Here is a 23,026-nt window from a genome sequence, read left to right on the forward strand (position 1 = left end):
GTTATTTACCAATCGCTATCACAAAGAAGGTTTTGAGTGCGGTATTGGCCGTTCTCACTGCCACGCTTCTCGTAGATGGTTATTTGCCAAGGTAAATCGTCATCCTTGTCTAAATTGGCTCTGCTGTGGCAAATTTCCTCCAAGTCACCCGTTATAAAAAGTGCATAACCTTTTACGCCGTATGGAGAATCTTGTCGCCCGCTGAGCCAATCTTCCAGGCGGAAAGTAATTTCTCGATCAAACCCTGCGCCGTCTGGATACCAGACTGGCAATGGGAGCTTGCCAGCATGAGGATTTATGAAATCCACCCAGGCCGTCGCTTCTGTCCAAGTATCAAAAGGGTAATCTACCGGAGTTAACGATTTGGAAACAGTCAAGTCGTGGACCAATGAGGTGTAGGTTATCTGAGTGGATTCATCAGTTTTCATGCAAAGGAACTGGTGATCACACGTTTGGACTATCGTGCAATCGAATTCGACAAAGTGGCTTTGTGGAGCCGAGTAGGCCAATACAGGGCTGGTTGTCATTGCAAGAAATAATGAAGTTGCGACAAGTTTAAACATCCTCACCCCCCCAAGAAACTCTTACGTACTTCGGGATCGGCCAGCAGTTCCTTGCCCGTGCCGGTATAAGCATTCCGCCCTTGAACCAGCACATATCCCTTGTCTGCGATCTCCAACGCCTGACGGGCATTCTGTTCGACCATCAGGATCGGCAACCCGGTGCGGGAAACCTCGATGATCCGGTCAAACAACTCATCCATCACGATGGGCGAGACACCGGCAGTTGGCTCGTCCAGCATCAACACTTTGGGCTGGGTCATCAGTGCGCGGCCAACGGCGACCTGCTGGCGCTGACCGCCCGACAGCTCTCCGGCCGCCTGGTCGCGTTTGTCACGCAGGATGGGGAACAAGTCATAGACCTGTTCCATCGTGTCCGAGATATCGTCACGGCGGATGAACGCGCCCATTTCGAGGTTCTCTTCGACCGTCATTGAAGTGAAGATGTTCTGCGTTTGCGGAACAAAGCCCATGCCCCGGATCACCCGGTCCTGCGGAGTGAGGGTGGTGATATCCTCACCATCGAGCCGCACCGCGCCTGCGCGCACGTCCAGCATGCCGAACACGGCCTTCATGGCAGTGGATTTACCAGCACCGTTGGGGCCGACGATCACCGCGATCTCACCTTTGTCGACGGCGATAGTGCAATCGTGCAGGATGTCCGGCCCTTTGCCGTAACCGCCCGTCATCGTGTCGCCAATCAGAAACGGACCACCTTTGACCGAATGCGTTTCACCGCTTTTGCGATGGGCCGGCGTCATTGTCCCAATGCCCGCCGTGTTTGTGATCGAGGCATCCTTGTTGCCCTTATCGTCCTGGTAGGGATTGTCACTCATGCCAGCGGTCATGTTTGGGCCTCCAGCTTGTCTTTGTTCTTCAGGCCGGTGCCCAGATAGGCTTCGATCACGTGCTCATTGGCCTTAATCTCGTCCAAAGTTCCCTCGGCCAGAACCTTGCCTTCGGCCATACAGATGACCGGGTCGCAGATTTTGCCAATGAAATCCATGTCGTGCTCGATGACCACAAAGGTATAGCCGCGTTCCTTGTTCAGACGCAGAATGGTGTCGGCGATGGTCATCAGCAGGGTGCGGTTCACACCTGCGCCGACTTCGTCCAGAAAGACGATCTTGGCGTCGACCATCATGGTGCGTCCAAGCTCCAGCAGTTTCTTCTGCCCACCCGAGACCTGACCGGCCTTGTGATCGGCGAGATGTTCAATGGTCAGAAATTCCAGCACCTCATCGGCGCGGGCCGCCAGGGCGCGTTCTTCATCTGCGATGCGCTTGCGCCCGAACCAGGTGTTCCACAGCGATTCACCCGATTGCGCGCCGGGCACCATCATCAGGTTCTCGCGGCAGCTCATCGACGAAAACTCATGCGCGATCTGGAAGGTCCGCAACAAGCCTTTGTGAAACAGATCATGCGGCGGCAGGCCGGTGATGTCCTCACCATCCATGAACACCCTGCCGCTGGTTGGTGGCAGAACGCCCGCAATCACGTTGAACAGTGTGGTTTTTCCGGCACCGTTCGGCCCGATCAGGCCGGTGATCGAGCCCATTTGGATTTCAAGCGATGCCCCGTCCACCGCATGAAAACCGCCGAAATGCTTATGCACGTCCTCGACGACGATCATCTTTTCCCCTAGCCGCCCTGTTCGGCGTTCTTGTTTGCCCATCCCCTGCAAAGAGGTGCGGCCTTTTGTCATTGAAGCAGCCCGGACACAAGGCCCGGGCTGCTTGGTATTATGACTTTTATTGCTGGATCAACGGAAGTTGACGGTCTTGTTCTCGCCGTCGGTCACTTCGATCTCGCGGTAGGATCCGGCGCTTTCACCGGGGCCGATCAATTCCACGCCGGACGCGCCGACATAGTCGATGTTCTGACCTGCAGCCAGCAGTTCCAGACCTTTGGCCAGTTCACCCGGATAGATTTTCTCGCCAGGCTCGTTGGCGACGTCCAGGATTTTGGCGCCATAGTCGGCAGGGTTGGTCGACCCAGCGGCCTGCATCGCCAACATGAACAACGCAGCAGCGTCGTAGGATTCAGGCGAATAGGGTGACGAGCCGTCAAAGCCCGCGGCTTCGGCCATGGCAAAGTACTTTTCAGCACCTTCGCCGCCGGAACCGGCGATCTGGCCAAACGACCCGTTCAGGTCAGCACCAACGTTCGCAGGCAGCGAGTCGCCGATCATGCCACCCGGCAGGCCGAACGTGTCAAACGCACCGCTGTCCAGCGACGACTGAATGATGCCCAGACCGCCCTGGTCCAGATAACCCGCGACGACCAGAATGTCGCCACCGGCCGAGGCCAGAGCACCAACTTCGGCCGAGTAGTCGGCTTTGCCGTCTTCGTGGGCTGCGACGATGGTCACTTCCCCACCTGCCGCTTCAAACGACGACTGGATCGCATCCGCCAGGCCCTTGCCGTAGTCGTTGTTGGTGTAGGTCAGAGCGATCGAGCTGATGCCACGATCGTTCAGGATGTCAGCCATCACCTGACCTTCACGCGCATCCGACGGGGCGGTGCGGAAGAACAAACCGTTGTCTTCCATGGTCGACAGGCCCGGTGAGGTTGCCGAGGGTGAAATCATCACCATGCCGTTTGGAATGGCGACGTTCTGCAGGATCGCACCGGTCACGCCCGAGCAATCGCCACCTATGATACCCGAAACGCCGTCCGCGATCATGCGTTCTCCGTTTGAGGTCGACAGACCGTTGTCGATGCAGCCTGTGTCGGCGCGCATCCCAACAACGGATGTGCCATCCAGCAGCTTGCCAGATTCGGTGACTTCGGCCATCGCCATTTCCGCGCCGGAACCCATAGCAGGTGCCAGCGATTCAATTGGTCCGGTAAATCCGAAAAGGACCCCCAGCTTGACATCTTCGGCCATCGCGGTGCCCGCCAGCAGGACGGTTGCTGCAGTTGCTGTAAGCAGCTTTTTCATTAGGTTACTCCCATATTGGAACGTTTTCGTTCTGGGCTCGACCCTAGGCAAGCTGTCTGAAAAAGAAAAGTCCTAACGAAATTGTGTTTTTACCGCCAACAATCCTATTTGTTTCTATGGGTTTGTCGTGCCGTTCACCGGCGAACATCCAGAAAATGGAGACCAAGATGATAAGAGCTGTTGCGATTCTGGGTTTGTCCCTCGGTGTTGGTTCGGCAAGCGCGGATGTCTTGCAGACTTCATCCGGGCCCGTGCAGGTGACACCAATGATCGAAGGGCTGGATACACCTTGGGCAATCGGAATTCTGCCGGATGGCACTTTTCTGGTGACCGAACGCGATGGTGAGCTTTTGTATGTGGCGAATGGGCAGGCGGACCGGGTCAAAGGCGTGCCCAAAGTCGCAACACGCGGGCAGGGCGGGTTGCTGGATGTCACTGTTGCGCGGGACTTTGCGCAAAGCCGTGAAGTCTTTCTGACTTATTCAAAACCCCAGAAGAACGGTGCCGGAACCGCACTTGCCGTTGCTCGGCTGTCAAAGGACGGGCACCGTCTAACCAAGCTGCGCGTTTTGTTCGAGGCGGTTCCGGGCGGATCATCGGGCCGTCATTTCGGCTCTCGCGTGGTTGAGGCCGAGGACGGCACGTTGTTTGTCACAATTGGCGATCGGGGTGACCGCCCTGCCGCACAGGACCGCAGCAACCTTATGGGAACGATCATTCGGATCAATCGCGATGGGACGGTGCCAGCGGATAACCCCTTTGTCGGTGACGCCAACAGTCGCCCCGAAATCTGGACCTATGGCCACCGCAACCCACAGGGTGCCGGGCTGGATGCGCAGGGACGCCTGTGGGTGTCGGAACATGGCGCCAAAGGCGGGGACGAGGTCAACCTGATTGCACCCGGGCAGAACTATGGCTGGCCGATCATTTCTTATGGTGTGCATTACTCGGGTCAGAAAATCGGCGATGGGACTGCAAAACCGGGGTTGGAGCAGCCGCAGCACTATTGGGATCCGTCCATCGCCCCCTCGGGGTTGATGGTCTATTCAGGGAAGCTCTGGCCGCAATGGGCGGACAACATTTTTGTCGGGTCACTCAAGTTCGATTACATCGCCCGGCTAGCCGGAACACCGCTGCGCGAGGTTGAACATATCGAAGGCTCAGAAACCGACCGCGTGCGCGACATCGTCGAAGCGGCTGACGGGTCGATCTGGTTTATTTCGGTCGGTCAGGGCGTTGTGTACCGCATGACCCCGGGCAGCTAGACCGACAACCGCCCACTCTGCGCACCTCGTTCGCGATAGGGCGTAGTGTTGTAATGCGCCCGGTAGCATTTTGAGAAATGCGACGGGCTGGCAAAGCCGCAGGCCAGCGCGACGTTGATCACGCTCATGTCGGTCTGCATCAGCAGGTTGCGGGCCTTGTGCAGGCGCAACTCCATGTAATAGCGCTTGGGAGAACGGCTCAGATATCTCCGGAACAGGCGTTCCAATTGGCGCGTCGACATACCCACATCCTTTGCCAGGACCGAAGGCGAGATCGGCTCTTCAATGTTCTTTTCCATCATCAGGATAACCTGGCTCAGCTTCGGGTGACGCACGCCAATCCGGGTCGGCGTGGACAGGCGTTGAGTGTCCTGATCTGTGCGGATCGAGGAATATATCAGCTGATCCGCGACAGCGTTGGCAAGGTTTTCACCAAAATCTTGGGCGATGATTTTCAGCATCAGGTCAATAGAAGACGTGCCGCCGGCTGTGGTCATCCGATTTCCGTCAATCTGGAAAACCGATTTGGTCAATTCGACCTCATCAAACTCTTCGATAAAACTGTCCGAGTTTTCCCAGTGAATGGTCGCGCGCTTTCCGTCTAAAAGACCGGCCTTGGCCAACGTATAGGCTGCAGTGCAAAGCCCGCCGATACGCAGTCCCCGGCGTGCCTCGCGGCGGACCCAGTTCAAAACTTTCTTGGTCGTCGCCGCCTGAACATCGACACCGCCGCAGATAAGGACGACATCGTCGCGCTGTAATTCGGTCAGGTCTGTGTCCAGATTGAACTCGGTGCCGGCGGAACATTTGATGGTTTCACCACCTTCACCGGCGAAGCTCCAGGAATAAAGCTCTTTGTGGGCCATTCGGTTCGCGATACGCAAACTGTCCAGGGCCGATGCAAAACACAACAGCGAGAACTTGTCCAACAGGACAAATACGTAGTGACGAGGCTTGGTCGCAGTGTCTTCCACAGTGACAACTTGGCGTTGCTCTTGCATGGCGAGGTGTCCTTGATTCGGCGCTGAGTGACGTGGCGTCCGGCGACAGGTTTGGCGGCCACCATGATCAAAGCTTGTTTGCCACGTCAAGAGGTCCAAATCGGATATGGTCACTCTTCATTGCATTTTGTATAGAGACGACCTGACTACTTCAGCGGAGATCAAAGCTATGACCGAATGGCAAAAAACGAACTGGCGCAACAAGCCACGGGTTCAGATGCCAGACTATACCGACGCGGCCGCCTTGGCCAAGGTCGAGGGCCAGCTTTCACAGTATCCCCCGCTGGTCTTTGCTGGTGAGGCGCGGCGTCTGAAGCAACATTTGGGTGCCGCCGGTCGCGGCGAGGCCTTCCTGTTGCAGGGCGGGGATTGTGCTGAAAGCTTTGAACAATTCAGCGCGGATGCGATCCGCGACACCTTTAAGGTGATGCTGCAGATGGCAATGGTGCTGACCTATGGTGCCAAGGTGCCCGTGGTGAAAGTGGGCCGGATGGCCGGACAGTTTGCCAAGCCGCGCAGCGCGCCTACCGAAGTGATTGATGGCGTGGAACTGCCCAGCTACCGCGGTGATATCATCAACGAGCTCGCCTTCACCCCAGAATCGCGTATCCCGAATCCCGGCAAGATGTTGCAGGCCTACACGCAGGCTGCTGCAACGCTAAACCTGTTGCGCGCGTTTTCGACCGGTGGTTTTGCTGATATGAGCATGGTGCATTCTTGGACCTTGGGCTTCACGGATGAGCAGGACGTTCAGAAATACTCGGAAATCGCGGACCGTATTCAGGACACGATTGACTTTATGGGCGCGGCCGGGATTACGGCGGATACGACGCATGAATTCTCGACCGTGGAATTCTACACCAGCCACGAAGGCCTGCTGCTGGAATATGAAGAGGCGCTGACGCGGCTTGATTCCACTTCGGGCAACTGGTTGGCAGGCTCGGGTCACATGATCTGGATCGGTGACCGTACGCGTCAGCCGGACGGTGCGCATGTGGAATTCTGCAGTGGTGTACTGAACCCGATCGGTCTGAAATGTGGCCCGACAACAACTGCTGAGGACCTGAAGGTTCTGATGTCCAAGCTGAACCCCGAAAACGAAGAGGGTCGCCTGACCCTGATCGCGCGGTTCGGTGCGGGCAAAGCGGGCGAGCATCTGCCGCGTCTGGTCAAGGCCGTCAAGGAAGAGGGCGCCAAGGTTACCTGGGTCTGCGACCCAATGCATGGCAATACCATCAAGTCGGCGACGGGGTACAAGACCCGCCCGTTTGACTCGGTCCTGCGCGAGGTGCGCGATTTCTTTGGCGTGCATCAGGCCGAGGGCACCATCCCCGGCGGCGTGCATTTCGAGATGACAGGTCTGGACGTGACCGAATGCACCGGCGGCGTGCGGGCCGTGACAGAAGAGGACCTCTCGGACCGCTACCACACCGCTTGCGACCCGCGCTTGAACGCGACGCAATCGCTGGAGCTGGCCTTCCTGGTCGCCGAAGAACTGACCAACTTGCGCCGCAACGGTAAAAAACGCGCAGTCAGCTAAGGTCTGCAAAACTGAGAAATCCAAAGGCGGGCTGATTGGCCCGCCTTTTTTAATGGTTAATCGTCGCGCGACACTACAAGGCGCAGATGTGATCCAGGCCGTTTGAAATCGGCCTGATCTTCGGCAAAACCGTCGACGGTTTCCGGAGCCTTGGGCTGAGGTGCCTGCACGTCTGACGCCGCGCGCATCTGGTGATCGGAAATGGTGAAGCGCCGCGGCGGCGTACCAACTGCCCCATCACTGACCATGACGCCCAGAACGCGGCTGACGTCGCCCAGATCGCTTTTCAGCGGCAACAGGATCATACGCGCCTGCATGCGCGCCCGACCAAGCTTGCCCGGTGATATCAACCCAAGCTCTGCAATCGAAGGCCCGGTGAACACTTGTTCCAGGACATCCGTGAATTCCGTCCGCGCGTCAGGTTCAAAAAATGCCGTCAAAGGCATACCGCGCACCTCCATGCCTGCCAGCTTGTTCAGATGGCTTCCGGCCAGACGGAACCGAGCCAATCCGGGCGCGATCCTTTCCAGAATGAAGGTGTACTCCAGGATGTTCTCAAGCCCACGCGGATCGATTTGCGACCGCATTGGAACCCCGTCGCCTGTCAGCAACGCGGTCCAATACGCCTCGGCCTGGCGAAGGGGCGACAAGCTGCGCCCACTGTCAAAACGATCCATTCCGACGATCTTTCCAAAGTTTGACCCGGATCCGTTCCCGAAAAAGGTTTTCATTTTCATCACCCTACAGTCAATCGACCGTCATTTTCTTAAAATGCCAGATATCGAGGCTTTGCAAGACTGAACAGCCCCGGTGAAGGTCAGATTGACACGGGTTAATTCAATTTTGGAGGAATTCTTTAATGAATGGTTAACTTCTGGCGCGCAGGGGCAAACTCTGCAAAGACTTGCTCTGGGTGGGCCGATGGCTTTAGGTGCGGCAGGCGCGCAAAAGCGGGCAGGGACAGAAAGGGCAGGCATGATCAGATCCATGACCGGTTTCGCTTCGGGCAAAGGGGCGTTGGGACCGCATAGCTGGACGTGGGAGCTGCGCAGCGTGAACGGCAAGGGGCTGGACATGCGCCTGCGTGTGCCGGACTGGCTGACCGGGCTTGAAGCGACGCTGCGGGGGCAGATGTCCAAGGCGCTCAGTCGGGGAAATGTCACCCTGTCGCTGCGGGTGAACCGGGATGAAACCGCGCCTGATCTGGTCCTGAACGAAACGGCAATGGATGCTGCATTGACCGCGATGGCCCGCACACAAAAGATGGCCGCAGCCTGTGGTGTCACGCTGGCCTCGTCAAGCGCGGCGGATCTGATTGCCATAAAAGGTATGTTGGATGCAGGAAATGACGCAGACGATCCCGCACCGATTGTAGCAAAGCTGACACGGGACTTTCCTGACCTTCTGTCGGCATTTATTGCAATGCGAGAGACCGAAGGCCAGGCATTGGCAAGTGTACTGAACAGTCAACTCGATCAAGTTGCCGACCTGACCGAGCAATCTGCCGAACTGGCCGAGCAGCGGAAAGACAAGGCGGCTCTGGCACTGCGTGAAAATCTGGCGCGGGTGATGGACAACGCGCAGGGTGCAGATCCGGATCGCGTCGCACAGGAACTGGCGCTGATTGCGGTCAAGACGGATATCACCGAAGAGATTGATCGCCTGAAAGCGCATGTGATTGCCGCGCGTGATCTGCTGTCGCAGGACGTCGCAGTCGGGCGCAAATTGGATTTTCTGATGCAGGAGTTCAACCGTGAGGCCAACACGTTGTGCTCGAAGGCGCAAAGCGCTGACCTGACCTCGGTAGGGCTTGAGTTGAAGGCTGTAATAGACCAGATGCGCGAGCAAGTGCAGAACATAGAGTAATGACAGGAGCGCCCCAAATGGCGGATCGACGCGGCCTTTTAATCATTCTGTCCTCACCTTCGGGGGCTGGAAAATCTACCTTGGCCAAACGGTTGATGAAGTGGGACAGTGGACTGAAGTTCTCGATTTCAGCCACCACCCGCGCGCCGCGACCGGGTGAAGAGCATGGGCGCGAGTATTACTTCCTTGGCGAAGATGAATTCAGACAGCAGGTGTCCGAAGGTCAAATGCTGGAACACGCCCACGTGTTTGGCAATTTCTACGGCTCTCCTGCCGGTCCGGTCCGCGAGTCAATCAATGCGGGCATGGATGTGTTGTTTGATGTGGACTGGCAGGGTGAGGTGCAGATCAGGAACTCGGATCTGGGCAAACATGCGCTGTCGATCTTTATCCTGCCTCCGTCGATCCCCGAACTGCGCCGCAGGCTGGAAGGCCGGGGGCAGGACAGTGAAGACGTAATATCGAAGCGGATGTTGAAAAGTTGGGACGAGATCAGCCACTGGGGCTACTATGACTATGTGCTGGTCAATGACGATCTGGATGAAACCGAAGACAAGCTGAAAACCATCGTCAGTGCCGAGCGTATGCGCCGCATTCAGCAACCAAGATTGCAAGATCACGTACGGACATTGCAAAACGAATTTGAGAGACTGGCATGACCATATACGCCTTGGGTGATCACGCGCCGCAACTCCACGACGACACATGGGTCGCACCGGACGCCAATCTAGTCGGCAAAGTGGTGCTGGAGCAGGGGGCTTCGGTCTGGTTTGGCTGCACCATCCGCGCCGATCACGAAGAAATCCGGATTTGTGAGGGCAGTAATGTTCAGGAGAACTGTGTCATGCATATCGACGCCGGTTTCCCGCTGACCATCGGCAAGAACTGCACCATCGGACACAAGGTCATGCTGCACGGGTGCACAATTGGCGACAACACCCTGATCGGGATGGGGGCCATCGTTCTGAATGGCGCGAAGATCGGGAAAAACTGCCTGATTGGGGCAGGGGCTCTGATCACTGAGGGCAAAGAGATCCCAGACAATTCTCTGGTCATGGGCGCACCTGGCAAGGTTGTCCGACAATTGGACGAGGCCGCCGCCCAAAAAATTACATTCAGCGCGCTGCACTACCAGGACAACATGCGCAAGTTCCGCGACACGATGAAGCCCGTCCAGTAAGGCGATCTGCGAAACCACACGAGAATTAGCTCATGTCAAACGAACTGCTCGCCGAAGTTGTATCGGCTGTTCCGATGCCGACTCTTATGGTGGATCAGACAGAGCGGATCATCGCCGCCAACACGGACGCCAGAACCTTGCTGGGCCAAAACATCACCGGCCGCCATTTTGCAACGATCCTCAGGCAGCCGCAGGTGATCGAAGCGATGGAGCAAAGCCTGCGCACCAAAGGCCAGGCAAGAACTCGGCACCTGTCCAACGATGGCGCACAGGACACCACGTTCGAAGTTGAATGCCGGTATATGAACGGGGTGGGCGCTGTGTCCGGTGGTGCGGTCCTGGTGGTGTTTCAGGACGTTACCCATCTGGAACATGCCAGTCAGATGCGGCGCGACTTTGTGGCCAATGTCAGCCACGAGCTGCGCACGCCGCTGACTGCTCTGATGGGATTTATCGAAACGCTGCGCGGACCTGCCCGTGATGACGTCTCTGCCCGCGAGCGGTTTCTTCAGATCATGATGGATGAAGCAAACCGCATGAATCGGCTTGTTGGGGATTTGCTGTCTCTGAACCGGGTTGAAAGCGAGGAACGCATCCGCCCCCGGGAACAGCTTGAACTGACGGCGCTGTTGCAATCCACGTTGAACAATCTGCGGCCGCTGGCCGAGGCGTCCAGCGTGGTGCTGACACTGAACGCCCCTGATGGCCCGGTGTCTTTGACCGGTGACAGCGATCAGTTGCGTCAGGTGTTCACCAACCTGATTGAAAACGCGATCAAATACGGGGGCAGCGGCGGTAGTGTCGAAGTGCGCGTATTGTCCTCTGATCGGGATACGGCGATGCGTGGACCCGCAGTTCGGGTACAGATCATCGACAAAGGTCCGGGCATTGATGCGACTCACTTGCCCCGGCTGACCGAGCGGTTCTATCGCGCCGACAGTCACAGGTCCCGAGAGCTGGGCGGAACCGGTCTGGGGCTTGCGATTGTGAAACACATTATCAATCGTCACCGCGGACGCCTACGGGTGGAAAGCGATTTGGGCAAAGGCGCTGTTTTTACAGTTATTCTGCCTCGATAGACGTAAATACCCCCGGGTCACCAAAGTACGGCACCACATCCTATGTAATAGTCGCATGGCTGCTTTGCGCAGGAACAGTCCATTTTATCGGACAGTGTCATAAAGCTGTTACACACCTGTCACAAAACACTTACGCCTGCCTCTTAGTGGTGTGCGCAAGATCATCATGGGGATGATCACTACCTATAATTCTCAAGGAGACTGAAATGTCCTTTGTAAAACTGTCGGCTTCGGCCCTGGCCATCGCGGCCGTATCGGCCACCACCGCCACTGCGCGTGACCAAGTACAGGTTGCAGGTTCGTCAACCGTTCTGCCTTACGCTTCGATCGTTGCAGAAGCCTTCGGTGAAAACTTTGACTTCCCGACACCGGTTGTAGAATCGGGTGGGTCTTCTGCTGGCCTCAAGCGTTTCTGTGAAGGTGTTGGCGAAAATACAATCGACGTTGCGAACGCGTCGCGTCAGATCCGTGAAAAAGAAATCAAAGCTTGTGCCGATGCGGGTGTGACCGACATCATCGAAGTTCAGATCGGTTATGACGGCATCGTTTTCGCATCCGACATCAACGGCAACTCGTTCGAGTTTACGCCCGAAGATTGGTACAACGCTCTGTCCGCTCAGATTGTTGTTGACGGCCAGCTGGTCGACAACCCGAACAAAACCTGGGCCGACGTGAACCCTGCGTTCCCGGCGCAGCCGATCGCTGCCTTCATCCCTGGCACCAAGCACGGCACCCGCGAAGTGTTCGAAGACAAGGTGATCCTTGCAGGCTGTGAGCACCTGGGTGACTTCGATGCTTACCTGGCCGCTGCCGAAGGCGACAACGACAAAGCCAAGAAAAAAGCTGCCGAGAAAGCCTGTATCGCGCTGCGGACCGATGGTGTATCGGTCGACATTGACGGCGACTATACCGAGACATTGGCCCGTATCGACAGCAACAAGGACGGCATTGGTGTCTTTGGTCTGGCGTTCTACGAGAACAACACCGACAAGCTGCAGGTTGCGACCATGTCGGGTATCGTTCCTTCGACTGAATCCATCTCCACCGGCGAATACCCGGTCTCGCGCCCGCTGTTCTTCTACGTCAAGAAGGCGCATATCGGCGTGATCCCCGGCCTGAAAGAATACGCCGAATTCTTCGTTGCGGACGAGATTGCTGGCCCCGACGGCCCGTTGGCCGAATACGGCCTGGTCTCGGACCCTGAGCTGGTAAAAGTTCAGGAAGCCGTTGCAAACGAGACCGTCCTGGGCGGCGGTTCTTAATAACCATACGAACAGAACCGGGGCGATAACTTTGCGCCCCGGTTCTTTTTGACTCTCGTACTGCCATCCCCACGGAGCTCTCATGGCGATTTCCTGGTTGTTGCTTATCCTGCTTGCGCTGGCAGTGATTGGATATTTCACGGGCCGATCCCGCGCACTTTCAAGTGCCGGCGGCAATGTCCGCGAATTGCATTCTCTTCCCTCTTACTATGGCTACAACGTTGCCCTGACCGCTTTGGTTCCTGCGTTGGGTCTGCTGATGATCTGGCTGCTGGTGCAACCGATGATCGTGAACAGCACCGTATCGGGTCTGATCCCCGATCAGGCCCTGCCTGAGGGCGCAGACCGCGGTCTGGTCATGAGCGAGGTACGCCGCGTTTCGGATGGTTTGGATGGTGCCGTGGCCGCCGGAGCCATTTCACAGGCTCAGGCCTCGAACGCGGATGCCGATATCGAAGAACTTACGCAGACGCTGAAAGATGCCGGTCAGGTACTGACCCAAGACATCACTCAGCCCATTCTGGTTGCGGCGCAGAAATACCGAAGCATGACCACGACCGGATCGGTCGCCATGCAAGTGGTTGTTCTGTCCCTTGCGCTGTTGGGGGCGGCATTTGCCTATATCCGAACGCACAAGGAATTTCGGGCCCGCAACGTGGTCGAGCAGGGGGTTCTGGCTCTTTTGCTGCTGGCCGCTTCCATTGCCATCCTGACCACGGTGGGAATTGTTCTGTCGATGGTGTTCGAGACGATGAACTTCTTCCAGTTGCATTCCTGGAAGGATTTCTTTTTTGGCGGCACATGGGCTCCGAATTTTCGCGGCGGAAGTGAACTGTCAATCCTTCCATTGTTGTGGGGCACTCTCTATATTTCATTGATCGCCCTGTTGGTCGCAGTCCCCATCGGACTGTTCGCGGCGATTTATTTGTCGGAATACGCGTCTGGCGCGACCCGTTCGGTTGCCAAGCCATTGCTTGAGATCCTGGCGGGTATTCCGACAATCGTTTACGGTCTGTTTGCCTTGCTGACAGTGGGTCCTGCGCTGGTGTCCATGTTCGGGGACGGTGGGATGCTGGGTGTCGGTTGGATGGCCAGCTCCAATGCGGTTCTGACTGCCGGTTTGGTCATGGGCATCATGCTGATCCCGTTTGTATCCTCGCTGTCGGACGACATTATCAACGCAGTTCCGCAATCGATGCGCGACGGCTCGCTTGGATTGGGTGCGACTCATTCCGAAACCGTACGCAGTGTCATCCTGCCCGCTGCCTTGCCGGGGATCGTGGGTGCCATCCTTCTGGCCGCAAGCCGCGCAATTGGTGAGACGATGATCGTGGTGATGGCCGCGGGCGCAATCGCCAAATTCTCGGGCAACCCGTTCGAGGCAATGACAACAATCACCACCCGTATCGTCAGTCAGCTGACCGGTGACACGGATTTCGCCAGTCCCGAGACATTGGTGGCCTTTGCGCTGGGTTTGACCCTGTTCATCATCACGCTGGGGCTGAATATCTTTGCTCTCTACATCGTACGCAAATACCGGGAGCAGTACGAATGACCGATTTTTCCCAATCGTCCGAAGCCACTCCGACTGCCAAGCCCAAAAGCGGATCGCTGTTCAAAATGGACGCGCGAACCAAAAAGCGCAACGCAGCCGAGACCCGGTTCAAGTTCTACGGGATTGTCGCCATCGGTATCGGCCTGCTGATGCTGGTCGTGCTTGTGACCAATATCGTAACCGCCGGAACCGGCGCGTTCCAACAGAGCTTTCTTGATCTGAATGTCGAGCTGAAAGCCGACAAGTTGGACAAGAAGGGCAACCGCAATATCGAGGATATCAAAAAGGTTTCAACCTTTGGCTATGCGCCTCTGATCGCCTCGGCATTGGAAAGCGAAGTGGAAAAGCTGGGCATTCAGTCTGAACTGACCCCTAAGGAGATGGGCAAGATCCTGTCCAAGGCGGCACAGGCTGAGCTCAGGAACTATGTCATCGCCAACCCCGGCAAGATCGGCGAAACCGTCAGCTTTAGGTTCTTGGTCAACAGCCGCGTCGATGGCTACATGAAAGGTCGTGTCAGCCGTGAGTTGATTGCAAACGACAAGGGAATTTCGGTCGAACAACTGGATTTCGTTGACCAATTGCGGAACGCCGGAGTGCTATACAAGGCCTTCAATCCGGACTTTATCTTTGGCACTGATGCCTCGGATCAACGGCCCGAGGCTGCGGGGATTGGTGTGGCGATGCTGGGCTCGTTGTTCATGATGTTTGTGGTGCTGGCGTTGGCACTGCCGATTGGCGTTGCGGCTTCGATCTATCTTGAAGAGTTCGCGCCGCAGAACCGGCTGACTGACATCATCGAGGTGAACATCTCGAACCTGGCTGCGGTGCCGTCCATCGTGTTTGGTATCCTTGGTCTGGCCGTGTTCATCAACTATATGCATCTGCCGACATCAGCTCCGCTGGTGGGGGGGCTGGTGCTGACGCTGATGACACTGCCGACAATCATCATCTCGACCCGGGCCTCGCTAAAGGCCGTGCCGCCATCGATCCGCGATGCGGCGCTTGGGGTAGGGGCCTCGAAAATGCAGGCGGTGTTCCACCATGTTCTGCCGCTGGCCGCGCCCGGTATTCTAACCGGTACGATCATTGGCCTGGCGCAGGCACTTGGAGAAACTGCGCCGCTGCTGCTGATCGGGATGGTAGGCTTTATCGCCTCGAACGCTCCAGACGGCGTGGTTGCAGGTTTCTTGTCGCCAAACTCAGCGATGCCTGCGCAGATCTATGAATGGTCCAAGCGCGCCGACCCGGCCTTTTACGAACGCGCATGGGGGGGCATCATCATCCTGTTGATCTTCCTCGTCACAATGAACACCATTGCGGTCATCCTGCGCCGCCGCTTTGAACGCCGCTGGTAGATGGGTGCTATTATGAATGATATGACACGAGTGGAGAGAACCGTGGACTCCAAAGCAATCAAGATCGCCGCGAACAAGGTTCAGGTCCATTACGGCGATACCCATGCCATCAAGGACGTGGATGTTGAAATCGAAGACAAGACCGTGACCGCGTTTATCGGCCCGTCAGGCTGTGGTAAGTCGACATTCCTGCGGTGTCTGAACCGGATGAACGACACGATCGACATCTGCCGGGTACAGGGCGATATCCTGCTTGACGGTGAGGATATCTATGACAAACGCGTTGACCCTGTTCAACTGCGCGCCAAGGTCGGCATGGTGTTCCAGAAACCCAACCCGTTCCCCAAGTCGATTTATGACAACGTCGCATACGGCCCGCGCATCCATGGCCTTGCCCGGAACAAGGCGGAACTGGATGAGATTGTCGAAAAATCCCTGCGCCGTGGTGCGATCTGGGATGAGGTCAAAGACCGCCTGGACGCACCGGGCACCGGCCTGTCGGGCGGTCAGCAACAGCGTCTGTGTATTGCCCGCGCGGTGGCGACCGAGCCCGAGGTTCTGCTGATGGACGAGCCGTGCTCGGCTCTGGACCCGATTGCAACCGCTCAGGTCGAGGAACTGATCGACGACCTGCGCTCGCGCTATTCGGTCGTGATTGTGACCCACTCGATGCAACAGGCCGCGCGGGTCAGCCAGAAAACAGCGTTTTTCCATCTGGGTAATCTCGTTGAATACGGTGAGACCGGGCAGATCTTTACCAACCCCGAAGATCCCCGCACCGAAAGTTACATCACTGGCCGTATCGGCTGAGCACAGGTATATTCTGATGACCGAACAACATATTGCATCTGCGTTCGACCGGGATCTCGAGGCGATCCAGGCCCATATCATGAAGATGGGCGGGCTGGTTGAAGCCGCCATCATAAGCTCAGCCCGGTCGCTTGAAACGCGGGACGAGGAACTGGCGCAAGAGGTGCGTCAAGGTGACAAAGCCATCGACGCGCTCGAAGAGCTGATCAACGAGGAAACGGCCCGCCTGATTGCCCTGCGCGCGCCAACGGCCAGCGACCTGCGTCTGGTGCTGTCCGTGCTGAAGGTCTCGGCCAACCTTGAACGCATCGGTGATTACTCCAAGAATATCGCCAAGCGCACTACGGTTCTGGTCAACGCCGGCGAGATCAACGGCAGTGCTGCTGCTCTGCGTCGTATGGCGCGCGAAGTTGAGCGGATGCTACGCGATGCGCTGGATGCTTATATTCAGCGCGATGCTGAACTGGCTGCTGATGTGATAGAACGCGACGAAGAAGTGGACCAGATGTATAATGGGCTGTTTCGCGAATTCCTGACCTTCATGGCCGAGGACCCGCGCAACATTTCCTCGTGTATGCACCTGCATTTCATCGCCAAGAATATCGAACGCATGGGTGATCACGTGACCGCGATTGCGGAACAGGTGGTGTATTTGGTGACCGGTGAGCGACCGACCGAGGCGCGCCCAAAGGCCGACATCACGTCGCAATCGGCATAGGAGACGAGGGACATGTCTGCTGATCAGCCAACCGTTCTGGTTGTCGAGGATGAACTGGCCCAGCGGGAAGTGCTGGCCTACAACCTCGAAGCGGAAGGATTTCGGGTGTCCAAAGCGGCCAGCGGCGATGAAGCCATTCTGTTGGTAGATGAGGAAAGCCCGGACATCATCGTACTGGACTGGATGATGCCGAACCTCAGTGGCATCGAGGTCTGCCGCCGTTTGAAAACCCGCCCTGATACGCGGTCTATTCCCATCATCATGCTATCCGCCCGCTCGGAAGAGGTCGACAAGGTTCGGGGGCTGGAAACCGGTGCGGATGACTATGTGGTCAAACCGTATTCAGTGGTCGAGTTGATGGCACGGGTGCGCACACAGCTGCGCAGGGTCCGTCCTGCAACCGTTGGGATTCGCTTGGAATTTGACGATATCATCTTGGATTCCGAAACCCATAAGGTCAGCCGCGACAGCAAACCTCTCAAGCTTGGGCCAACCGAGTTTCGCCTGCTGAGCACCTTTATGGAAAAACCGGGCCGCGTCTGGAGCCGAGAGCAATTGCTGGACAGGGTGTGGGGGCGCGACATCTATGTCGATACCCGTACCGTGGACGTCCACATCGGTCGTTTGCGCAAGGCATTGACGCAACATGGCGGCGAAGATCCTGTGCGCACAGTACGCGGTGCTGGCTACGCATTGGGCTGAACCACATCGGGGCAGGGGTGTGGGCATAAGGCTATGAGTTTTGCTCATGGTAGGATGCAAAACTCTTACTGTTTTTTACCGTTGCGTCGGGTTAGTTTGCGGCGAAGCAGACAGCCCGGAGAAGCATTATGAACGCCCCTGACACCAAGCCGACATTGCGTGCCAAAGACGCACCAGACATGGGCGCGTTCGCATGGGATGACCCGTTTCGCCTGTCAGATCAGCTGAGCGAGGACGAACGCATGATCGCCGCCAGCGCCAACGCTTACGCTCAGGAAAAGCTGCAGCCACGGGTGACAGACGCATTCCAAAACGAAGAGACCGACCCGGATATTTTCCGCGAAATGGGCGAAATGGGCCTGCTGGGCACCACGATCCCCGAAGAATACGGCGGGCTGGGGGCAGGGTACGTGTCCTATGGCCTGGTCGCACGCGAAGTTGAGCGTGTGGATTCCGGTTACCGCTCGATGATGTCCGTTCAAAGCTCGTTGGTGATGTATCCGATCTTTGCTTATGGCAGCGAAGAACAGCGACGGAAATACCTGCCGAAACTGGCCAGCGGTGAGTGGATCGGATGTTTCGGCCTAACAGAGGCGGATGCGGGCTCTGACCCCGCTGGGATGAAAACCCGGGCCGAAAAGATAGACGGTGGATATCGGCTGACCGGCAGTAAGATGTGGATCTCAAATTCACCAATTGCCGACGTGTTTGTTGTCTGGGCCAAATCGGATGCGCATGACGGCAAAATTCGCGGCTTTGTTCTGGAAAAAGGCGTCAAAGGTCTGAGCGCGCCAAAGATTCAAAACAAGATGAGCCTGCGTGCGTCGATCACAGGCGAGATTGTACTGGAAGGCGTCGAAGTCGACGACAGCGCGTTGTTGCCGCATGTCCAGGGGCTGAAAGGTCCGTTCGGGTGTCTGAACCGCGCGCGCTATGGCATCAGTTGGGGCGTGATGGGTGCGGCCGAAAGCTGTTGGCACGGTGCACGTCAATACGGTTTGGATCGCAAACAGTTCGACAAACCTCTGGCACAAACGCAGTTGTTTCAACGCAAGCTGGCAGACATGCAAACGGAAATCGCCTTGGGTCTTCAGGGCAGTTTGCGAGTCGGACGCTTGATGGATCAGGCCGAAGCCGCGCCAGAGATGATTTCGGTCATCAAGCGCAACAATTGCGGCAAAGCGCTGGAGATTGCGCGTATGGCGCGTGACATGCATGGCGGAAATGGAATCTCACTTGAATTCCATGTCATCCGGCACATGGTAAATCTGGAGACTGTGAATACGTATGAGGGTACGCACGACGTACATGCGCTGATCCTGGGACGGGCGCAAACCGGGATGCAAGCCTTCTATTGAGGTGTATGAAAAATCGTGTAATTGGTATTATGGTAAATAAATACCATGCAAGGTTTGCCACTTCCCAAATGCTGCCAATGCCTTACGATCAGGTCCTGAACGAATGGCGCGGAGTTTCTGATGAACCTGAACGGTAAAACGGTCGTAATTACTGGCGCAGCTGGTGGTATCGGCAAAGGACTGGCCGAACGGTTTTCCAACGAAGGTGCGATCGTCGTCTGCGCGGATATCGACGAAGACGGCGCGCATCGCGTTGCTGCGGCTATAGGTGGACATGCTCTGCGCTGTGACGTCTCGGACGAAGCCAATGTCAAAGATCTGATTGATACTGTCGAGGATAACATCAGACCCATTGATCTGTTCTGCGCCAATGCCGGGATTTTGACGCTTGGTGGTCTGGAGGTTCCGGACGAAGACTGGGATCGCATTTGGAAGATCAACGTCATGTCCCATGTATGGACAGCGCGTCATCTGGTGCCGCGGATGTTGGAACGCGGCGGCGGTTACATCATGACAACCGCATCGGCGGCTGGTTTGTTGAACCAACCCGGCGCCGCGCCTTATGGGGTTACAAAACACGCGGCTGTTGGTTTTGCAGAATGGCTTTCACTTACTTACGGCCATAAAGGCCTGCGTGTGTCCGTTTTGTGCCCGCAGGCCGTTCGGTCAGAAATGACGCGCGGCCACGAGGCCTCGGTTGCGTCCATAGACGGCATGCTGGAACCTGAACACGTGGCGCAGGCCTGTGTTGAAGCCATTGAAACGGAACAGTTTCTTATTTTGCCGCATCCGCAGGTTTTGGACTATATGCGCCACAAATCCGCAGATTATGAGCGTTGGCTTGGCGGAATGCGCAAGTTAAATCAAAAGTTTGTTGAAGGCAGTTAAAGCTGTTATTGCGCTTTGCGCATCAACCCTTCCTGTGCGACCGAAGCAATCAACGTTCCGTCCTGCGCATAAATTGAGCCCCGGTTAAAGCTGCGCCCTCGTCCGCCCCATGGCGAATCCATCGAGTAAAGATGCCAGTTCTCAAAATGTACCGGCGCATGGAACCACAACGCGTGATCCAGGCTGGCCCCGTTGACTTCGCCAGTGAACCAGCTGAGCCCATGCGGCCGCATGCCAGAGCTCATGAGATACATATCAGAGGCATAGGCCAATAACAGGTGTTGAGTTACCTGATCCGCGTTGGTGGCGGCATTCATGCGAAACCAGACCTGGTTTCGATCATCCGATTTCTCGGGGTTGAAAGGATTTAGGTGGCTTGCTTCGCGCACTTCGATTGGACGGTCACGTAAAAGCTCTCCGCGCAGCTTTTCCGGCACCTGATCCACGTATTGCATACGTAAATCCGCCCGGGACGGATAAGTTTCCGGAGCCTCCATCCGAGGCATTTGGTGGTGATGGTCCCAACCTTCGTCCTGAATGTGGAATGATGCTGACATGTTAAGGATCTGTTTGCCGTGCTGAATGGCGACCACGCGGCGGGTGGTAAAAGAACCTCCATCCCGTGCCCTATCAACCTGATAAATAACAGGAATAGAAGGATCACCTGGGCGAATGAAATAGGCGTGCAGCGAATGGCATAGGCGGTCATCCACCGTTCGATACGCCGCTGCCAGGGCTTGCGCGATGACCTGCCCACCAAAAATTCGCATTGGCGTTTCACCGCCTGACCCGGTGCCCCGGAACAGATCTACCTCAAGCCGTTCGATGTCCAAAAGGTCCAGAAGGACGCGTTCTGCTTCGGTCATGATCGGTTCTCCGGTTGGGTGTCTGTGTGGGATATCAGCGCTTACGGCGTCATTCAATCATTGCCCCAAGGACAAGCGCTTTGAGCTCGGCCCGGGATGGATAAGAGCTGGAGGGTGACAGCTGGGTTAGGAAGACAACGCTCAGGTCGTTGACGCAATCGATCCAGAAAAAGGTCGACGCCATGCCGCCCCAGCTGAAATCGCCAACCGAGCCCGGAACCCCTGCCCGACCCGGGTCAATCACGACAGCACCCCCCAAACCAAAACCTGTGCCATTCATCGGTTGTTCGGCAAAACTCTGCGGCCCCATTGATGCAATGTCGCCCGGTAAGTGGTTACATAACATGAACTCTATGGTCTTCGATCCTAATAACCTATGACCATTTCCCACCCCATGATTGCGCAGCATTTCAGCGAAACGCGAGTAGTCATCGAGTGTGCTGACCAGCCCGCCGCCCCCGGAAAAAGTGGTGGTGTTTTCAAACGGAGAGCTGCCCGCTTCATCTACAAGCCGCAATGTGTCATCGCCGGTTTCAGCGGCGTTCAATTCCATCATGTCCCCAGCCAAAGGCGTATAAAGCGAGGCAAACCGGTCCCTTGCCCCCGACGGGATTGAAAAGCCGGTGTCATGCATCCCAAGGGGATCAAGGATTTTCTGCGTAAAAAACTGGTCGAGAGGTTGGCCCGAGATTACCTCGACAACTCTGCCGATCACGTCGATGCCGACCGAATATTCCCAGCGGGTGCCGGGTTGAAAGGCCAGTGGAAGGTTGGTCAAATCACTTACACGATCTGCCAAAACACCTTGGTTTGGCTTGAAAAGAAGGTCAACTTCATCCATCGCCTCAGGCAGGAGACCCGGATTGAATGGATAGCTGAAACCACTGGTATGCGTCAGCAACTGATGTAGGGTTGGCGACGGCGCAACCTCTGTCTGATCCAATCGTTCTGCGCCGCTGATCAGCGCTTGCATGCTGTTGAATTCGGGCAGGATGTCCGAAAGTCTGGCGTCCAGATGTACCAGGCCCTGTTCCACCAACATCATCAACGCGACCGTTGTGACCGGTTTGGTCATTGAGTAAATGCGCACTATGGTATCGCGTTCAAATGGCAAGTCCTGTTCCACGCTGCGGTGACCGCAGGCGTAGTAGAAAACCTCGGACCCGTTATGTTTCACCAAAAGCGAACTGCCCGCGTATTTCCTTTGGTCGACATAGCGCTGCATCCAGCTGCAAGTGCGGGTTAACCGCCCTGTGTCGAACGCTGATTGACTGCCCATAGATTTGACCCTTTGCTGATTATCAGGATTTTGCGGGCTTATCCGCTGAATTGACAGGGAAATCCGCGCAACGACCCTATAATCTCAGCGAATTCTTCCGCCATCCTGATACACTAGCTTGGGAACAGAATCGGTGAATACGAGTTCGTGCGGTTTCCTTGATCACACGTCGGAGGAGAAACATGGCGCAACAAATTGATTTTGTGTATGATTTCTGTAGCCCTAACGCCTATCTTGCCTACAAGGCACTGCCAGCCCTTGCCAAAAAGCACGGCGCATATGTGCACTATGTTCCAGCATTGTTGGCGACGATTTTCAAAGTGACGAACAACCAAAGCCCGTTTCAGGCGTTTTCCGAGAACCGCCAGAAGACCGCCTATCTCACTCATGATCTGCACAGGTTTGCGCGTGCGCGAAAAGTGAGTTTTCATATGAGCCCTCACTTTCCCGTGGATACCAAGTTTGCAATGCGAGGTGCTGTCTTTGCATCTGGAAAACCTTGGGAAGCCAAATATATAGACGCCATATTTGATGCTATATGGGTGCATGGTCAAAAAGTGGATGATCTGAGCGTATTGTCCGAAATCCTGCGTGAAAACGACCTACCCGTACGCAAGATGCGCGAGGCCATGACCAATGTGGACATCAAACAGCAGCTCAAGGATCAAACGAAAGCTGCGGTCAAAAAAGGCGTTTTCGGTGTGCCTACCATGTTCGTCCAAAACGAGATGTTCTTTGGCAAAAACAGCCTTGGGAACCTAAACCTCGAGTTGAAACGTTTGGCGTGATCGCTTG

General features: G+C 56.3%; 23 protein-coding genes. 15 read left to right on the top strand and 8 right to left on the bottom strand.

Going from position 1 to position 23,026, the window contains the following annotated elements; genetic code table 11:
* Positions 1-5: 5 nt before the first annotated feature.
* The 4 genes from SJY13_RS03570 to SJY13_RS03585 all read right to left on the bottom strand — a co-directional run bounded on the left by SJY13_RS03570 (position 6) and on the right by SJY13_RS03585 (position 3,504).
* Positions 6-563: a hypothetical protein gene (locus tag SJY13_RS03570; RefSeq protein ID WP_377187758.1), complete on the bottom strand. Its 558-nt coding sequence runs from the start codon at positions 561-563 to the stop codon at positions 6-8.
* 2 nt (positions 564-565) lie between these two features.
* A complete protein-coding gene (locus SJY13_RS03575; RefSeq protein ID WP_085824205.1) occupies positions 566-1,396 on the bottom strand; it encodes an ABC transporter ATP-binding protein in 831 nt (276 codons plus the stop codon).
* Between the two features lie 8 nt (positions 1,397-1,404).
* Positions 1,405-2,193, bottom strand: a complete 789-nt coding sequence (locus SJY13_RS03580; protein ID WP_377193551.1) for an ABC transporter ATP-binding protein — start codon at positions 2,191-2,193, stop codon at positions 1,405-1,407.
* A gap of 129 nt (positions 2,194-2,322) precedes the next feature.
* Complete coding sequence (locus tag SJY13_RS03585; RefSeq protein ID WP_377187761.1) at positions 2,323-3,504, bottom strand: ABC transporter substrate-binding protein; 1,182 nt, start codon at positions 3,502-3,504, stop codon at positions 2,323-2,325.
* Positions 3,505-3,671: 167 nt separating this feature from the next.
* Between SJY13_RS03585 and SJY13_RS03590 the strand changes: the two genes are divergently transcribed.
* A complete protein-coding gene (locus SJY13_RS03590; RefSeq protein WP_377187764.1) occupies positions 3,672-4,769 on the top strand; it encodes a PQQ-dependent sugar dehydrogenase in 1,098 nt (365 codons plus the stop codon).
* Here SJY13_RS03590 and SJY13_RS03595 read toward each other — a convergent pair.
* Positions 4,766-5,770 (bottom strand): GlxA family transcriptional regulator, encoded by a 1,005-nt coding sequence (locus SJY13_RS03595; RefSeq protein WP_377187767.1) that lies wholly within the window; start codon positions 5,768-5,770, stop codon positions 4,766-4,768. The genes SJY13_RS03590 and SJY13_RS03595 overlap by 4 nt on opposite strands.
* Positions 5,771-5,939: 169 nt before the next feature.
* On the opposite strand from SJY13_RS03595, the gene SJY13_RS03600 reads away from it, so the two are divergent.
* Positions 5,940-7,310: a class II 3-deoxy-7-phosphoheptulonate synthase gene (locus SJY13_RS03600; protein ID WP_085824163.1), complete on the top strand. Its 1,371-nt coding sequence runs from the start codon at positions 5,940-5,942 to the stop codon at positions 7,308-7,310.
* Positions 7,311-7,366: 56 nt separating this feature from the next.
* Here the strand turns inward: SJY13_RS03600 and SJY13_RS03605 are convergent, their stop codons facing one another.
* Complete coding sequence (locus SJY13_RS03605; RefSeq protein ID WP_377193553.1) at positions 7,367-8,041, bottom strand: PAS domain-containing protein; 675 nt, start codon at positions 8,039-8,041, stop codon at positions 7,367-7,369.
* Positions 8,042-8,297: 256 nt separating this feature from the next.
* Between SJY13_RS03605 and SJY13_RS03610 the strand changes: the two genes are divergently transcribed.
* The 12 genes from SJY13_RS03610 (at position 8,298) to SJY13_RS03665 (ending at position 20,086) form a co-directional block, all read left to right on the top strand.
* Positions 8,298-9,176 carry a YicC/YloC family endoribonuclease gene (locus SJY13_RS03610; RefSeq protein ID WP_377187771.1) on the top strand — a complete coding sequence of 293 codons (879 nt, stop codon included), beginning with the start codon at positions 8,298-8,300 and terminating at the stop codon, positions 9,174-9,176.
* A gap of 17 nt (positions 9,177-9,193) precedes the next feature.
* Positions 9,194-9,835, top strand: coding sequence for a guanylate kinase (gene gmk, locus SJY13_RS03615; protein ID WP_085824201.1), 642 nt, complete (start codon positions 9,194-9,196; stop codon positions 9,833-9,835).
* Positions 9,832-10,356: a gamma carbonic anhydrase family protein gene (locus tag SJY13_RS03620; protein WP_377187775.1), complete on the top strand. Its 525-nt coding sequence runs from the start codon at positions 9,832-9,834 to the stop codon at positions 10,354-10,356. The genes gmk and SJY13_RS03620 overlap by 4 nt, the downstream gene beginning before the upstream one ends.
* Before the next feature lie 32 nt (positions 10,357-10,388).
* Positions 10,389-11,435 (top strand): ATP-binding protein, encoded by a 1,047-nt coding sequence (locus SJY13_RS03625; RefSeq protein ID WP_377187778.1) that lies wholly within the window; start codon positions 10,389-10,391, stop codon positions 11,433-11,435.
* Between the two features lie 206 nt (positions 11,436-11,641).
* A complete protein-coding gene (locus SJY13_RS03630; protein ID WP_377187781.1) occupies positions 11,642-12,697 on the top strand; it encodes a substrate-binding domain-containing protein in 1,056 nt (351 codons plus the stop codon).
* Between the two features lie 82 nt (positions 12,698-12,779).
* Positions 12,780-14,252: a phosphate ABC transporter permease subunit PstC gene (pstC, locus tag SJY13_RS03635; RefSeq protein WP_377187784.1), complete on the top strand. Its 1,473-nt coding sequence runs from the start codon at positions 12,780-12,782 to the stop codon at positions 14,250-14,252.
* Positions 14,249-15,610: a phosphate ABC transporter permease PstA gene (pstA, locus tag SJY13_RS03640; RefSeq protein ID WP_377187787.1), complete on the top strand. Its 1,362-nt coding sequence runs from the start codon at positions 14,249-14,251 to the stop codon at positions 15,608-15,610. The genes pstC and pstA overlap by 4 nt, the downstream gene beginning before the upstream one ends.
* 12 nt (positions 15,611-15,622) lie before the next feature.
* Positions 15,623-16,420, top strand: coding sequence for a phosphate ABC transporter ATP-binding protein PstB (pstB, locus tag SJY13_RS03645; protein ID WP_085824200.1), 798 nt, complete (start codon positions 15,623-15,625; stop codon positions 16,418-16,420).
* 16 nt (positions 16,421-16,436) lie between these two features.
* The gene (gene phoU, locus SJY13_RS03650) at positions 16,437-17,138 is read left to right on the top strand and encodes a phosphate signaling complex protein PhoU (protein ID WP_085824157.1); all 702 of its coding nucleotides are present in this window, start codon (positions 16,437-16,439) and stop codon (positions 17,136-17,138) included.
* Positions 17,139-17,150: 12 nt separating this feature from the next.
* Positions 17,151-17,840, top strand: coding sequence for a phosphate regulon transcriptional regulator PhoB (gene phoB / locus SJY13_RS03655; protein WP_085824156.1), 690 nt, complete (start codon positions 17,151-17,153; stop codon positions 17,838-17,840).
* Between the two features lie 128 nt (positions 17,841-17,968).
* Positions 17,969-19,198 (top strand): acyl-CoA dehydrogenase, encoded by a 1,230-nt coding sequence (locus SJY13_RS03660; RefSeq protein WP_377187792.1) that lies wholly within the window; start codon positions 17,969-17,971, stop codon positions 19,196-19,198.
* 120 nt (positions 19,199-19,318) lie between these two features.
* A complete protein-coding gene (locus SJY13_RS03665) occupies positions 19,319-20,086 on the top strand; it encodes an SDR family oxidoreductase (protein WP_377187795.1) in 768 nt (255 codons plus the stop codon).
* Positions 20,087-20,091: 5 nt separating this feature from the next.
* Here the strand turns inward: SJY13_RS03665 and SJY13_RS03670 are convergent, their stop codons facing one another.
* Complete coding sequence (locus tag SJY13_RS03670) at positions 20,092-20,952, bottom strand: acyl-CoA thioesterase (protein ID WP_377187798.1); 861 nt, start codon at positions 20,950-20,952, stop codon at positions 20,092-20,094.
* 49 nt (positions 20,953-21,001) lie between these two features.
* On the bottom strand, positions 21,002-22,231 hold the full coding sequence (locus SJY13_RS03675) for a serine hydrolase domain-containing protein (RefSeq protein WP_377187801.1): 1,230 nt from the start codon (positions 22,229-22,231) through the stop codon (positions 21,002-21,004).
* 182 nt (positions 22,232-22,413) lie between these two features.
* Between SJY13_RS03675 and SJY13_RS03680 the strand changes: the two genes are divergently transcribed.
* The gene (locus SJY13_RS03680; protein WP_377187804.1) at positions 22,414-23,019 is read left to right on the top strand and encodes a 2-hydroxychromene-2-carboxylate isomerase; all 606 of its coding nucleotides are present in this window, start codon (positions 22,414-22,416) and stop codon (positions 23,017-23,019) included.
* Positions 23,020-23,026 lie beyond the last annotated feature (7 nt).

This window comes from Ruegeria meonggei (assembly GCF_042768335.1).
Taxonomy (GTDB): domain Bacteria; phylum Pseudomonadota; class Alphaproteobacteria; order Rhodobacterales; family Rhodobacteraceae; genus Ruegeria; species Ruegeria meonggei.